Source organism: Caballeronia sp. LZ033 (assembly GCF_031451265.1).
Classification (GTDB): Bacteria; Pseudomonadota; Gammaproteobacteria; order Burkholderiales; family Burkholderiaceae; genus Caballeronia.
On record NZ_JARUXQ010000001.1, the window covers coordinates 1,081,499 to 1,095,793 of the forward strand.

The window sequence follows — 14,295 nt, forward strand, 5'->3', positions numbered from 1 at the left end:
CATCGGCCTTAGCGGAGACTCAAACTACGACAACCTCGATCAGGCGCGCGCCGTCCCTTCCGGGAACGCATCGTCCATTTCGCCCGCTTCGCGATGACCGCGCAGGATCGCATGCGCTTCCGAGTGCGAGGCGACCGCCGGCGGCGAGCCCTTCAACGGCTTCTTCGCTGATTCGTGCAGCGCGATCACCGACACGATGCCGATCACCGAAGCGCCCATCAGATAGTATGCGGGCATCATCAGCATGCCGGTCTTGTCGACGAGCCACGCGGTGACGAGCGGCGTCGTCCCGCCGAACAGCGACACCGACACATTGAAGCCGATCGCGAGCGCGCCATAGCGGATCTTCGTCGGGAACAGCGCCGGCAGCGACGACGGCATCACGCCCGTGAAGGTCGAGAGCAGCGCGCCGAGAATCATCATGCCGGTGAAGATCGACGGAATCGTGCCCATGCGGATCAGCGTGAGCGCCGGGATCGACAGCAGCAGCAAGCCGACACAGCCCGCCAGCATCACCGGCTTGCGGCCGACGACATCGGACAGACGGCCGAACAGCAGGGTCAGCGGCATCATCAGCACCATCACGACGAGCACGATGAACAGGCCATGCGTCTCGTTGAACTTGAGGGTCGCGGACAGATAGCTCGGCAGGTACGAGAGCGCCATGTAGTCGGTCACGTTGAAGATCAGCACGAGGCCCACGCATTGCAGCAGCGGCCGCCATTGCTGTACCAGCGTCTCGCGGAACTGCTGCTTGGTGGTTTCGTGCGAGACGGCTTCCGCCTTCTCGGCTTCACGCTGGAACGCCGGAGTCTCTTCCAGCTTCATCCGGATATACAGGCCGATCAAACCGAGCGGTCCCGCGATCATGAACGGAATGCGCCAGCCCCACGACAGCAGCGCGTGCTCCGACATCACCGCCGTCAGCACCGCCACGACGCCCGCGCCCAGCACATAGCCCACCAGGGTGCCGAACTCGAGGAAACTCGCCATGAAGCCGCGCTTCTTGTCCGGCGAGAACTCGGCGATGAAGGTCGCCGCGCCGCCGTACTCGCCGCCCGTCGAGAAGCCCTGCACGAGGCGCGCGACCAGCAGCAGCACCGGCGCCATCACGCCGATGCTGTCATAGCTCGGAATCAGGCCGATCGCGAACGTGCCGAGGGCCATCATGATCATCGTCATCGCGAGCACACGCTTGCGGCCAATGCGGTCGCCGAGCGGGCCGAACACCATGCCGCCGATCGGCCGCACCAGGAACGCGGCCGCGAACGTGCCGAAGGTCGCGAGCAGCTGCGCGGCCGGACTGCTCGACGGGAAGAACACCTTGCCGAGCGTCACGGCGATATAGCTATACACACCGAAGTCGAACCACTCCATCGCGTTACCGATGGCCATGGCGCCGACGGCGCGCTTCAGCAGGGACTGGTCGACGATCGTGATGTCGTCGAGAGTGAGGTCGGATTTCTGGCTCGATGAATCGCGTTTGCGCCAAAGGCCCTCGTGATGGGATGACATGTTTCGAAAACTCCGTATTCGATCCCGAGCACTCCGGAGAGTGGCTTCGGGTGCGCCATCGAAAAGCTTCGGTGGCGCGAATTGCCGGGAGAGTGCAGTTTCGCGACGGCGCCGCCATGCAGGGCAGCGGGAAACGATCGCCAATGGCTCCGCGCAGCGTCGAATGGAGCGGACGCTGACAAATCAGTAGCAAACGCGGTGCCGGTGCATCGCGGTGGGTCGCGAAATTGCACTCGGGGGTAACGCAACGAGTTTGACGTGCGGACGGTCAACCCCGGCGACGTGACTGGGTTGCCGCGGGTGGGCCGCGACGTCGGCGAAAAAACAGCTTGAGACGAAAAAGGCCGGCGTGTTTTGCTGAACCAACAAGTCCATCTGGTTCATCTGGCAAAGCAGCTTAAAAACCGACGCGCCTCTTTGTATGAAAAACAGTCACTACCGCGCTGTGTCCGACATCATGATGCTGGACTTGCACCGCGTGAATGATGGTGAATTGCTGTTGATAAGAAGGAGATGTTATCACGATGACAGACGATCTGCAAACAGGCCCGGCGGGCGAAGGCCCTTGGCGGCCCGCAATCCCTTATCCCGTCTGGGATAGCGCGAAGTCGTCGTAGTGTGCTTGGGTGTACCGTCCGGATCAATTTCGCGGGTTTCGCGGGCAATGAAAAACCGGCCCAAGGCCGGTTTTTCGCCGAACGGATGATGCTCCGGTTCAGCCTTGCGGCGGCACGTAGCCGGTCGCGGTATCGGCGCCTTCGCCGAAGAAGTACTTTTCTGTCTGCTTGATCAGATACTGGCGCGCGCGCGGATCGGCCATGTTCAGGCGATTCTCGTTGATGAGCATCGTCTGCTGCTTGAGCCAGCCCTGCCAGGCTTCCTTGGAAATCGTTTCGTAGATGCGCTTGCCGAGTTCGCCCGGCAGCGGCGGGAAGTCCAGTCCTTCGGCTTCCTTGCCGAGCTTCGCGCATTGAATCATTCGGGCCATTGTGTCTTTCTCCTCTGTATCGGGGGTAGAGGCGCCGTCCCGCGCCTCTCGAATCGGTTCTTCAAAGCTGTTTCATCAGCACGAGCGACTTGCGCTGCCAGTTGTAAAGGCGGCGGCGGTCCTCCGGCAGATCGTCGACGGTGACCTTGACGAAGCCACGCTTCAGGAACCAGTGCTCGGTGCGCGTCGTCAGGACGAAGATGCGCGTGAGGCCGCGCGCGCGGGCGCGCTGCTCGATGCGTTTCAGGAGCCGCTCGCCGTCGCCGGAACCTTGCGCTTCGGGCGCGACCGTCAGGCAGGCCATCTCGCCGATGCGCTCCTGCGTGTAGGGATACAGCGCCGCGCAGCCGAACAGCACGCCATCGTGCTCGATGACCGAGAAATGGTCGATGTCGCGTTCTATCTGATGGCGGCCGCGGCGCACCAGCGTGCCGTCGGACTCGAGCGGTTCGATCAGCGTGAGAATGCCGCCGACGTCGTCCGGCGTGGCCTCGCGCAGGCTCTCGAGATTCTCGTACGAGATCATGGTGCCGACGCCGTCGTGCAGGAACAATTCGAGCAGCACGCTGCCATCGAGCGCGTACGGAATGATGTGGCCGCGCGCCACGCCGCCGCGGCAGGCGCGGATCGTGTGCTTCAGATAGAACGCGGTATCGCCCTGCAATTCGCCGCTTTCCTGCAGGCGATAGGCGTCGTCGAGCGACATTTCGCGCACCAGTTCGCCTTCCGCGTCGGCGAGGCCGGGAATCTCCGTGACGAAGATGATCTTGTCGGCGCGCAACGCGATGGCGGCGGCCGAGGCGACGTCTTCCATCGACAGATTGAAGGCTTCGCCGGTAGGCGAGAAGCCGAGCGGGGAGAGCAGCACGAGCTTGTTGCTGGCGAGCGACTGGCGTACGGAATCGCCGTCGATCTTGCGTACGACGCCGGTGTGCTGGAAATCGACGCCGTCGAGAATGCCGACTGGCCGCGCCGTCACGAAGTTGCCCGAGACGACGCTGATGTGCGCGTGCGCCATCGGCGTGTTGGGCAGGCCCTGGCTGATCGCGGCCTCGATGTCGAGGCGCACTTCGCCGGCGGCTTCCTTGGCGGATTCGAGCGCGCGGGCGTCGGTGATGCGCAGGCCGTGCGAGAACGACGATTCGACGCCGTGCAGGCTCAGCTGTTCGTCGAGCTGCGGGCGCGAGCCGTGTACCAGCACGACGTGGATGCCCATCGCGTGAAGCAGGCCGACGTCCTGCACGAGCGCATTCAGGCGTCCTTCCTGCACCAGTTCCCCGCCGAACGCCACGACGAACGTCTTGTTCCGGAACGCGTGGATATACGGCGCGACGGAGCGCATCCAGTCGACGAACTGGGCATGGGGATCGGGCGCTTCCGGCTCGGCCGCGGCCAGTGGCGATGCGGCTTGAGCAGTCATCGTGAGGTCGGTTTGAGAATTCATCCCGGGATTATAATGCGACGCTATGTCGAATGTTTCTCGTCCCTCGCGTCCCGCGCGCCCTTCAAGTCCCAAGCAGGCAGACACGTCCCGGTCCGCCGACTCCTCCACCGATCCCCTGGCGCAGTTGCGGCAACTGCGGGAAAGTCTGCGGCGTGACGCGCAGGAAGCGTCGGATCCCTCCGGCGATGCCGCGACGCTGAGCAAGAAGGAACTGGCCGCGCGGCGTTTTGCCGGCACGGCGGGCGCGCAGCAGCCAAAGAGACCGGAGGGACCGGAGCGGGGGAACGCGCCGCGTGAGGCGGCGGTTACGGGGGCGCAGAAGCAGGCCGCGGTTGTTCGGCCGCAGTCCACGCAGGATTCGCGGAACCCGCAAGGGGTGCAGGCGCCGCGTCAGCCGATGCAGGCCAAAGTCGCGCCGACGTCGCGGCCTTCCAGTTTGGGAGACGCTTCGCAGCGGCAGCCTGCGCAGGGTGAACGCGTGGGCGAGCCGCAAGCGGCGCGGCCGGATGGCCGCGAGCGTACGCCGCAGACTGAACGGCGGGAGACGGGTCGGTCAGTCGAGACGAAGCCCGCTGCGCCGCGCGTCGAACGCCGGGGCGCAGCGTCTTCAATGGAAGCCGGCGAGGTCGGTGGCGGCCGCCGCGCCGGTCACGTGCGCGAACGTGAGGGCGCGGAATCGCGCGAGGCGCGTCAGGTTCGCCGACAGCGTGAAGGCGCCGAACCACGCGAGCCGGGTCAAACCCGCGAACCGCTCGAGGCCGTCGACGTACGTGAGCAGCGTCAAGCCCGCGAACGCCGCGAAACCGCCGGACAACGTGAGCCGCGTCAAACTCGCGAAGCCGTGGAATCGCGCGAGCCGCTTCAAGCCCGCGAACACCGCAAGCCCGCCGAACCCCGCGACCCGAATCAAACTCGCGAACCACGCGGACCTGCTCAACCGCGTGAGCCACGCCCGGCGCGCGAAGCCGCTCAATCCCGCGAGCCCCGCGCCCCCCGCCCGCCGCGACAGGCCATCACCCCCAACCCCGTTCCGCCCATCACCTTCCCGGAAGCTTTGCCCGTTTCCGGCCGGCGCGAGGAAATCGCCCGCGCGATCGCCGGCCATCAGGTCGTGATCGTCAGCGGCGAAACCGGCTCCGGCAAGACCACGCAGTTGCCCAAGATCTGCCTCGCGCTCGGGCGCGGGCTGGGCGCGGGCGGCAGCGGCCTGATCGGTCATACGCAGCCGCGGCGGATCGCGGCATCGGCGACCGGACGGCGCATCGCCGAGGAACTGGGCACGCCGTTCGGCGAGGTGGTCGGCTACAAGGTGCGCTTCACGGACAATCTCGCGCCCGGCGCCTCCGTCAAGCTGATGACCGACGGCATTCTGCTCGCCGAGACGCAAACCGATCCGCTGCTCACGGCCTACGACACGATCATCATCGACGAGGCCCACGAGCGCAGCCTCAACATCGACTTCCTGCTCGGCTATCTGAAAGAGATCCTGCCGAGGCGCCCGGACCTGAAGCTGATCGTCACGTCCGCGACCATCGACGCCCAACGCTTCGCGCGCCACTTCGGCAGCGACGAGCATCCGGCGCCGGTGATCGAGGTGAGCGGCCGTCTGTATCCGGTGGAAGTGCGCTATCGGCCGATCGAGGAAGACAGCGTCGCGGTGAAATCCGCGCAGGGCACCTTGCCCAAGCGCGGCGAGCGCAACGACCGCAAGAGCGACCGCGACCTGATGGAAGCCATCGTCGATGCCGTCGATGAACTCTGCCGCGTGGGCCCCGGCGATGTGCTCGTGTTCCTCCCCGGCGAGCGCGAAATCCGCGACGCCGCCGAGGCCTTGCGAAAGCATCATCCGCCGCACACCGAAATCCTGCCGCTGTTCGCGCGGCTCTCCGCGCAGGAGCAGGAACGGGTGTTCCGGCCGTCGAACGCGCGGCGTATCGTGCTCGCCACCAACGTCGCCGAAACCTCGCTGACGGTGCCGGGCATCCGCTATGTGGTCGATACCGGCATGGCGCGCGTGAAGCGCTATTCGTATCGCAACAAGGTGGAGCAGTTGCAGATCGAGCCGGTGTCGCAGGCGGCGGCGAACCAGCGCGCCGGGCGGTGCGGCCGCGTCGCGGACGGCGTGTGCATCCGTCTCTACGACGAAGCGGACTACCAGTTGCGCCCGCGCTTCACCGATCCCGAAATCCTGCGCTCGTCGCTCGCGGCAGTCATCCTGCGGATGAAATCGCTGCATCTCACGGCGATCGAAACCTTCCCGTTCATCGAGCCGCCGCCGGGACGCGCGATCGCCGACGGCTATCAGCTGCTGAACGAACTCGGCGCCGTCGATGACGACAACGCGCTCACGCCGCTCGGCCGCGAGCTCGCGCGTTTGCCGCTCGATCCGCGCGTCGGCCGGATGATCCTCGCCGCGCGCGATCATCACGCGCTGAAGGAGGTGCTGATCATCGCGTCGGCGCTCTCGGTGCAGGACCCGCGCGACCGGCCCATCGAGGCGCAGGAGCAGGCGGATCAGGCGCACCGCCAGTTCGTCGACGAGCGCTCCGAATTCCTGCAATGGACGCGCATCTGGAAGTGGTTCGAGGAAGCGGTCGCGCACAAGAAGTCGAACCGCCAGCTCACCGATGCCTGTCGTGCCGCGTTCCTGTCGCACCTGCGCCTGCGCGAATGGCGCGATGTGCATTCGCAACTGCTCACGGTCGTGCGCGAACACGGCTGGCGTCTGAACGAATCGGACGCCACCTTCGAACAAGTGCATCTGTCGCTGCTGACCGGGTTGCTCGGCAATGTAGGCCTGAAGGCCGACGACGAACCGCATTATCTCGGCGCGCGCGGCATCAAGTTCCATCTGTGGCCGGGCTCGGCGCTGCTCAAGAAGGCGGGGCGCTGGGTGATGGCGGGCGAACTCGTCGAGACGAGCCGGCTGTACGCGCGCACCATCGCGAAGATCGAGCCGGAATGGCTCGAAACCGTCGGCGGGCATCTGCTGAAGAAATCGCTCTCGGACGCGCATTGGGAGAAAAAGGCCGCGCAGGTCGTCGCGTTCGAGCGCGCGGTGCTCTATGGCCTGACGGTCTATGCGCGGCGGCGCGTGAGCTTCGGCCAGCAGGATCAGAAATACGCGCGCGAGCTGTTCATTCGCGGCGCACTGGTCGAGGGCGAGTTCGACACGCGGCTGCCGTTCTTCGCGCACAACCGCAAGCTGGTGGCGGATATCGAGCAGCTCGAACACAAGTCGCGCCGCCAGGACGTGCTGGTCGACGACGAACTGATCTACGCCTTCTACGATGCGTCGCTGCCGGAAGGCATGTGGACCGGCGCGGCCTTCGAGCACTGGTATCGCGACGAGCAGAAGAAGCCGGGCAACGAGAAGCTGCTGTTCCTGTCGCGCGACGACCTGATGCGCCACGAGGCCGCCGGCGTCACGACGGACCTGTTCCCGAAGCGCATGACGATGTCGGGCATCGAGATGGCGCTGACCTATCACTTCGAGCCGGGTTCGCCGCGCGACGGCGTCACGCTCGCGGTGCCGCTCTACGGCCTGAATCAGGTCGATGCGCGGCGCGTCGAGTGGCTCGTGCCGGGGATGATCAAGGAGAAGGCGCAGCTGCTGCTGAAGTCGCTGCCGCAGAAGCTGCGCCGGCACGTCGTGCCGCTGCCGGAGTACGCGGCGGGTTTCGCGCAGCGGCACGCCGGACCCGCGTTCGGCGCGGGCGCGCTGGTCGAGGCGTTGATCGCGGATATCCGCGGAGAGACGCAGGTTGCCGTCAAGAGCGCGGACTTCAAGCTCGAGACGCTGCCGGCGCATCTGTTCATGAACTTCAAGGTCATCGACGAGCACGGCCGTCAGCTCGCGATGGGCCGCAATCTCGCGCAGTTGCGCGCGGAACTCGGCGGCCAGGCGCAGCAGCAGTTCCAGAAGCTGACCTCGGCGGCCGCCAGCGAGGCGCTCGACGCGCTCTCCGGCGAATCCGGCGCGCCCGTGACGCCGCCGGCCGGCACCGGCACGGGCGCCGGCACCGCGCTGTACGAGAACCTGACCACCTGGAACTTCGGCAAGCTGCCCGAACTGCTCGAAATCCGTCGGCGCGGCCAGACGCTGTTCGGCTATCCGGCGCTGGTGGATCGCGGCACGCATTGCGATGTCGAAGTGTTCGATTCGCCCGAGGAAGCGGCGCGGATTCATCGCGCCGGACTGCGGCGGCTGTTTGCGTTGCAGCTGCGCGAGCCGATCCGCTATCTGGAGAAGAACCTGCCGGGCCTGCGCGAGATGTCGCTGCATTTCATGGCGCTCGGCACGGCGGACGAGTTGCGCGACCAGATTGTCGGGACGGCGCTGGATCGCGCGTGCCTGCAAGACCCGCTGCCCGACGACGACGCCAGCTTCCACGCCCGCCGCGACGCCGCGAAAGGGCGTCTCACGCTGCTGGCGCAGGAGATTGCGCGTCTGGTCGGCACGATCCTCACCGAATACGCCGCGCTCGCGAAAAAGCTCGCGCAGGCGAAACCGTTCGCGCAGGCTCATGCCGACATCCAGGCGCAGCTGGCCGCGCTGATCGGCAAGCGTTTCGTGATCGACACGCCTTATGCGCAGCTTGCCCACTTTCCGCGCTATCTGAAGGCGATCGGCCTGCGCGTCGACAAGCTCAAGGCCGAGCCCGCCCGCGACGCGCGCCAATTCGCCGACTTGCAGCCGCTCGCGCAGCACTATCAGCGGGCGGTGTCGCAGCGCGGCGGCGTGGCGGATGCGCGGCTCGCGGAATATCGCTGGCTGCTGGAGGAGTTGCGCGTGTCGCTGTTCGCGCAGGAGTTGCGCACGCCGATGCCCGTGTCCGTCAAGCGACTGCACAAAGTGTGGGAGTCGATGCAGCGCTGAATTCGAAGTGGTGTGCTCGACCCTGCCCGGATTGTTGCGCCGGGCGGCGCCCGTTATCTCGCAAAATGCCGCGTTCGGTCAACGTGCCGGCCGGGGCAAACGTTCTACAATGACGCCTGCCTTCCGAAGCCAATCTTTCATGCGCAATCTTTTCCGTTCTGGCCGCCCGTCCGGCCGCTTCCGCGCGGCCGCCGCGCGTGCAGTGCTCGCAACCGGCGCAGCGCTCGTCGCCACCGCCGCCTTCGCCAACAATGTCATCGTCCTGAATTCCGCCGAAGCCACGCTCAGTCTCATCGACGAGAACACGCGCCAGGTCGTCGGCACCGTGCCGACCGGCAAGGAACCGCACCATCTGATGGTGACGCCCGACAACGCGTCGCTGATCGTCGCGAACTCGGTGTCGAACAACCTGATGTTCGTCGACCCGAAAACCGGCGCGTTCCAGCGCTGGGTGCAGGACATCGAGGATCCGTACCAGATCGGCTTTTCGCCGGACAAGAAGTGGTTCGTGTCGACAGGCCTGCGCCTCGACCGCCTCGACATCTATCATTTCGACGGCAAGAACCTCTCGGTGGCGAAGCGCCTGCCGCTTGCGACCATGCCGAGCCACATCGCCTTCACGAAGGACAGCGCGACCGCGTTCATCTCGCTGCAGGTGTCCGGCGAGATCGCGGCCATCGACCTGCCCACGCAGACGGTCAAATGGAAGATGAAGGTCGGCAAGGTGCCGGCCGGCGTCTGGCTCACGCCGGGCGACAAATACCTGCTGGTCGGCATGACGGGCGCGGATTATGTTGCCGTGGTGGACTGGCGCAACCAGAAGATCGTCAAGACCATCACGACGGGCAAGGGAGCGCACAACTTCCGTTCGATGGTGGACGGCAAGCACGTGCTGGTGTCGAACCGCGTGGCGAACACCATCAGCATCATCGACGAGGACTCGCTCACGAATGTCGGCGACATCACCGGCCTGCTGCCCGGCCCGGACGACATGGAACTTTCCGCCGACAAAAAGTATCTCTGGGTGACGTTCCGCTTTGCGAAGCATGTCGGCGTGATCGACATGGCGAGCCGTAAGCTGATCGAAACCATCAAGGTCGGACGTTCGCCGCACGGCATCTACTTCTACAATCGCGCGCCCGTCACGGCGCCGAACGGGGCGTAGGCGTCGGAGTGAAAGGGCGCTTTGCCGCGCCCTGTACTACGATTGAGGAATGGCCCGCCGCACCGGGCCGCCGCCAGCACCACGGAGCATCATGTTTCATTCCATCGTTTCGCTGCTAGACACCTTCGTTTCGTCGCTGCAGACGCTGCTGTATGTCGACGTAGTCCAGCCGGTGCTGTTCAAGATCGGCATGATGGACTACGACGAGGACACCTACGATGCGCTGTACTGGGTGATCGTCGGCGTGCTGGAAGTGCTCGCGATGTACGCGGTCCTGCGCCCGCTCGAGGCCTTCCGTCCGGCAGAGAACTGGCAAGACCGCAAGGGCGTGCGCGTGGATGTGCTGTACACGTGGATCGTCAAGCTGGGCATCCTCAACCTGTTTTTCTTCTTCACCTTCCAGCCGATCTTTGACTCGCTGCAAAGCTGGCTGCGGCTGAACGGCATACCGAATCTCGAGATCGACAATCTGTGGCCGGGCGTCACCACGCAGCCGCTCGTCACTTTCGTCATCTACCTGCTGATCCTCGACTTCGCCGGCTACTGGTATCACCGGCTGGAGCATCGCATCGGCATCTGGTGGGAACTGCACGCCGTGCATCACAGCCAGCAGAAGATGTCGCTGTGGAGCGACGACCGCAATCATCTGCTCGACGACATCCTGCAAGCGAGCGTCTTCGCGCTGGTCGCGCTGGTGATTGGCGTGGAGCCCTCGCAGTTCGTCGTGCTCGTCGCCATCACCAATTTCATGCAGAGCGTGCAGCACGCCAACATCCGCCTGCATTTCGGCTGGTTGGGCGAGCGTATCGTCGTCAGCCCGGCGTTTCACCGGCGTCATCATGCGATCGGCTACGGCCACGAAGGCACTACTTACGGCTGCAACTTCGGCGTCCTGTTCTCGTTCTGGGACATCCTGTTCCGCTCGGCGTCGTTCGACCGCACCGTCGAGCCGACCGGCATCCGCGACCAGCTCGGCGCGCCGGGCGTGATGCCCGTGCATTACGGCGACGGCTTCTTCGAACAGCACTGGCTCGCGTTCAAGCGCATCGGCGCGCGTCTTTCGAGCCGCCGCGGCCGCGCGTCCGATTCCGCCACCATCTGACCTGTCCGCCTCTCCCATACCAGCGCCCGCAAGCGGCGCTGGTTTATCCTGTTGTTTCTACTTTTCCCTGACGATCACGCATGAATGACTTGCTGCGTTCGTTCGTGCGCGCGGTGGCGAACGTCTTCCATCCGCGCATGCTGTGGCTCACACTGATGCCTTTCGGCGTCGCGACGGTGGTGTGGGGTGGCCTGCTGTGGTTCTTCTGGCAGACGCTCACCGGCGCCGCCAACGGCTGGCTCGAAGGCTGGGCGCTCACCTCCGCGATGTACCGGCTGTTCGACGCAGTCGGCTTCTCGTCGCTGCATGCGGTCATCGCGCCGTTCCTGGTCGTCATCATGACGATCCCGCTGATCGTCGTGACGGTGCTGCTGCTGATCGCGACGCTCTCCATGCCGGGCGTCGTCAAGCTGCTCACGCGCCGGCCACGCGGACATTATTCGTCGCTGGAAGAGCGGCGCGGCGGTTCGTGGTACGGGAGTCTCGGGCATTCGGTGGTGACCACCCTGGTCTGTCTCGTGCTGCTCGCCGTCACGCTGCCGCTGTGGCTGATTCCGCCGTTCTTCGCGCTGATTCCGCCGCTGCTGTGGGGCTGGCTGACGTATCGCGTGATGACTTACGACGCGCTTGCGCTGCATGCGAGCATCGAGGAACGCCGCGCGATCGTGCGGGACGGGCGCTGGCCGCTGCTGGCGATCGGCATTGTGAGCGGCCTGTTCAGTTCCGTCCCGACGATGCTCTGGGCCTGGTCCGTCTGGCTGCTGCCGCTGTTCCCGGTGGTCGCGGCGGTGACGATCTGGGCGTATGCATTCATCCTGGTGTTCTCGGCGCTGTGGTTCGCGCACTACTGCCTGCACGCGCTGGAGCGCCTGCGCGCCGGGGAGCCGCAGTATCCGGCGATCACGGTCGAGTCCCGTGAAGTTTCCGTGAAGGAACAATGAAGCGATAAAGGGGGTTCCCATGGGCATTGGCGTCATCATCATCGGCGATGAAATCCTGTCGGGCCGACGTACCGACAAGCATCTGCCGAAAATCATCGAATTGCTGGGCGCACGCGGGCTGTCGCTGGACTGGGCCGAATATGTCGGCGACGATCCGGCGCGCATCACGGCGACGCTCAAGCGCACTTTTGCGTCCGGCGACATCGTGTTCTCGACGGGCGGCATCGGCGCGACGCCCGACGATCACACCCGCCAGTGCGCGGCCGAAGCGCTCGGGCGTCCGCTCGAACTGCAGCCGGAGGCGGCGGAACTGATCCGCGCGCGCATCCGCGATACCGCGGAACAGGCGGGCAAGCCGGTGGAGCTCGATTCGCCCGAGAACCTGCATCGCCTGAACATGGGCACGTTTCCGCAGGGCGCGGCCATCATCCCGAACAGCTACAACAAGATCCCGGGCTTTTCGGTCGGCGATCATCATTTCGTGCCGGGCTTTCCGGTGATGGCCTGGCCGATGATCGAGTGGGTGCTCGACAACCGTTACGCCCACCTGCATCACGCGGTGCCGCATGTCGAGCGTTCGCTGCTGGTGTTTGGCCTGCCGGAGTCGCGCATCACGCCGCTGATGGTGGCGATCGAACGCGACTTCGAAGGCGTGCGCGCGTTCAGCCTGCCGAGCGTCGGCGATGCGGCGCGCGGTGCGCTGTACGCGCGGTCGCATATCGATCTGGGCGTGAAGGGCGATCCGCAGCAGGCGAATGCGGCGTTCGACGTCCTGCGCGAGGGCGTGCGGGCGCTGGGCGGCGAGATCGTGGAAGTGCCGCCGGAGCAGGCGAAGTGACGGTGCTGGAAGTCATCGCGACGACGGTGGCTGACGCGCGCGCCGCCGAGCGCGGCGGCGCGGACCGGATCGAACTGGTCACGGCGATGGGCGAGGGCGGCCTGACGCCGGGCATCGGGCTGGTGGAGGCGATCGTGGAAGCGGTGGCGATTCCGGTGAACGTGATGGTGCGGCCGCATAGCCGCTCGTTCGTCTACGATGCCGACGATTACAGCGTGATGCTGCGCGAGGCGCGTGCGATCGCGAAGACGGGTGCGCATGCGCTCGTGGTCGGGATGCTGCGGGCGGACGGTTGTATCGATACGGAAGGATTGGCGCGCGTGGCGGAGGCGGCGGGAAAGCTGCCGCTGACGTTCCATCGCGCGTTCGATGAAGCACGCAACCTGTTCGCGGCTTTCGAAAAGCTCTCGGCCTTCGGTACGGTCACGAACGTGCTGACGTCGGGCGGCAAGGCATCGGTGCTCGATGCCGCAGCGACAATCGCAAGACTGGTCGGCATGGCGGACGGATCGCACTGTACGGTGCTGGCGGGCGCTGGACTCGGTGTGGAGACTGTCGCGCCCTTCGTGGCATCGACGGGCGTGCGCGCCGTGCATCTGGGTTCGGGCGTGCGCGTCGGCGGACAGGCATTGGCGCCGGTCGATGAAGCCAGGGTCAGGCGCGTGCGGGCGTTACTGGACGGGCTGGCTTCCTGAGCGCGGTGCGAAGCGGTTCGATCCGCGTCATACCGTAAATAAATGACAGCTCAAGCCCCAATCCACGGCAATCCCCGGAAGCACCACCCGCCCATCGTCTTGCGGTGCCCGTTCGCGTCCTTGTCGCCCTCGAAGCCTTCCAGCAGGTCATAGGCCTTCGCAAACCCCTGTTTCTGCGCGGTGACGGCCGCAAGCTTGGAGCGCGCCGCGCTGCGGCACAGGAAAATCACTGTCGTATCCGGGGTGGCGACCTGTCGCAATTGTTCGATAAACTCAGCGTTCGGCACCGAGCCGGGATAGCGGATCCATTCGATATGCGCGTACTGCGCGCCGTCGATGGCCGGGCGGCCCACCCAGTCGAGCTCGGCGCGGGTGCGGACGTCGACGAGCCGCACGGCCGGATCGAGTTGCAGCAGTTCGAATGCCTCGGCGGGCGAGAAGGCGCCCGCGTAGGTCAGTTGGTTGTCGGCGGCGCGGCGTCCCGCCTGATCAAAAAGTTGTTCCAGCGTGCTCATGGCGTGTTTGTCTCCGGTCGAACGCAAACAATGATTCTAGCGAACGTAACAGCGCTGCCGGCGTCGTTGCGGAAAATGGTTCAGAGTGGTGCAACCTCGCGTCTATGCACCATAAATGATCATATTTCAGACCGGTCATGCGGTTGCGCACCATCTGTGTGCGTGAAGTATGCAGAGCGGCTGCGAGGTCATCGTGAACCCCTCGGTCGTGTC

11 protein-coding genes are annotated in these 14,295 nt (G+C 65.5%); 6 read left to right on the forward strand and 5 right to left on the reverse strand.

Going from position 1 to position 14,295, the window contains the following annotated elements:
- Positions 1-39: 39 nt before the first annotated feature.
- From proP to QCE62_RS04895, 4 genes are all read right to left on the reverse strand, one after another.
- Complete coding sequence (proP, locus tag QCE62_RS04880) at positions 40-1,515, reverse strand: glycine betaine/L-proline transporter ProP (RefSeq protein ID WP_309914967.1); 1,476 nt, start codon at positions 1,513-1,515, stop codon at positions 40-42.
- Positions 1,516-2,230: 715 nt separating this feature from the next.
- Entirely contained in the window at positions 2,231-2,503 is a 273-nt protein-coding gene (locus tag QCE62_RS04885; RefSeq protein WP_309914970.1) for an oxidative damage protection protein, read from the reverse strand.
- 61 nt (positions 2,504-2,564) lie between these two features.
- Complete coding sequence (argA, locus tag QCE62_RS04890) at positions 2,565-3,947, reverse strand: amino-acid N-acetyltransferase (protein WP_309914973.1); 1,383 nt, start codon at positions 3,945-3,947, stop codon at positions 2,565-2,567.
- Positions 3,948-4,554: 607 nt separating this feature from the next.
- Complete coding sequence (locus QCE62_RS04895; RefSeq protein WP_309914976.1) at positions 4,555-5,052, reverse strand: hypothetical protein; 498 nt, start codon at positions 5,050-5,052, stop codon at positions 4,555-4,557.
- Between QCE62_RS04895 and hrpA the strand changes: the two genes are divergently transcribed.
- From hrpA to QCE62_RS04925, 6 genes are all read left to right on the forward strand, one after another.
- Positions 5,002-8,826 carry an ATP-dependent RNA helicase HrpA gene (hrpA, locus tag QCE62_RS04900; RefSeq protein ID WP_309914979.1) on the forward strand — a complete coding sequence of 1,275 codons (3,825 nt, stop codon included), beginning with the start codon at positions 5,002-5,004 and terminating at the stop codon, positions 8,824-8,826. The genes QCE62_RS04895 and hrpA overlap by 51 nt on opposite strands.
- A 139-nt stretch (positions 8,827-8,965) precedes the next feature.
- Positions 8,966-9,991 carry a beta-propeller fold lactonase family protein gene (locus QCE62_RS04905; RefSeq protein WP_309914982.1) on the forward strand — a complete coding sequence of 342 codons (1,026 nt, stop codon included), beginning with the start codon at positions 8,966-8,968 and terminating at the stop codon, positions 9,989-9,991.
- Between the two features lie 91 nt (positions 9,992-10,082).
- The gene (locus QCE62_RS04910) at positions 10,083-11,093 is read left to right on the forward strand and encodes a sterol desaturase family protein (RefSeq protein ID WP_309914985.1); all 1,011 of its coding nucleotides are present in this window, start codon (positions 10,083-10,085) and stop codon (positions 11,091-11,093) included.
- 80 nt (positions 11,094-11,173) lie between these two features.
- The gene (locus tag QCE62_RS04915) at positions 11,174-12,034 is read left to right on the forward strand and encodes an EI24 domain-containing protein (protein ID WP_309914988.1); all 861 of its coding nucleotides are present in this window, start codon (positions 11,174-11,176) and stop codon (positions 12,032-12,034) included.
- A 19-nt stretch (positions 12,035-12,053) separates the two neighbouring features.
- Entirely contained in the window at positions 12,054-12,872 is an 819-nt protein-coding gene (locus QCE62_RS04920) for a molybdopterin-binding protein (protein WP_309914991.1), read from the forward strand.
- Positions 12,869-13,567, forward strand: coding sequence for a copper homeostasis protein CutC (locus QCE62_RS04925; RefSeq protein ID WP_309914995.1), 699 nt, complete (start codon positions 12,869-12,871; stop codon positions 13,565-13,567). The genes QCE62_RS04920 and QCE62_RS04925 overlap by 4 nt, the downstream gene beginning before the upstream one ends.
- A 50-nt stretch (positions 13,568-13,617) precedes the next feature.
- Here QCE62_RS04925 and QCE62_RS04930 read toward each other — a convergent pair whose 3' ends face one another.
- On the reverse strand, positions 13,618-14,082 hold the full coding sequence (locus QCE62_RS04930; protein ID WP_309914999.1) for a rhodanese-like domain-containing protein: 465 nt from the start codon (positions 14,080-14,082) through the stop codon (positions 13,618-13,620).
- Positions 14,083-14,295: the final 213 nt, after the last annotated feature.

Excerpts from the sequence above, each read along its gene's own strand:
- QCE62_RS04905 (WP_309914982.1), top strand. The coding sequence starts at position 8,966 with ATGCGCAATCTTTTCCGTTCTGGCCGCCCGTCCGGCCGCTTCCGCGCG.
- QCE62_RS04910 (WP_309914985.1), top strand. The coding sequence starts at position 10,083 with ATGTTTCATTCCATCGTTTCGCTGCTAGACACCTTCGTTTCGTCGCTG.
- QCE62_RS04920 (WP_309914991.1), top strand. The coding sequence starts at position 12,054 with ATGGGCATTGGCGTCATCATCATCGGCGATGAAATCCTGTCGGGCCGA.
- QCE62_RS04895 (WP_309914976.1), bottom strand. The coding sequence starts at position 5,052 with ATGGCCGGCGATCGCGCGGGCGATTTCCTCGCGCCGGCCGGAAACGGG.
- QCE62_RS04930 (WP_309914999.1), bottom strand. The coding sequence starts at position 14,082 with ATGAGCACGCTGGAACAACTTTTTGATCAGGCGGGACGCCGCGCCGCC.
- QCE62_RS04915 (WP_309914988.1), top strand. The coding sequence starts at position 11,174 with ATGAATGACTTGCTGCGTTCGTTCGTGCGCGCGGTGGCGAACGTCTTC.
- QCE62_RS04885 (WP_309914970.1), bottom strand. The coding sequence starts at position 2,503 with ATGGCCCGAATGATTCAATGCGCGAAGCTCGGCAAGGAAGCCGAAGGA.
- proP (WP_309914967.1), bottom strand. The coding sequence starts at position 1,515 with ATGTCATCCCATCACGAGGGCCTTTGGCGCAAACGCGATTCATCGAGC.
- argA (WP_309914973.1), bottom strand. The coding sequence starts at position 3,947 with ATGAATTCTCAAACCGACCTCACGATGACTGCTCAAGCCGCATCGCCA.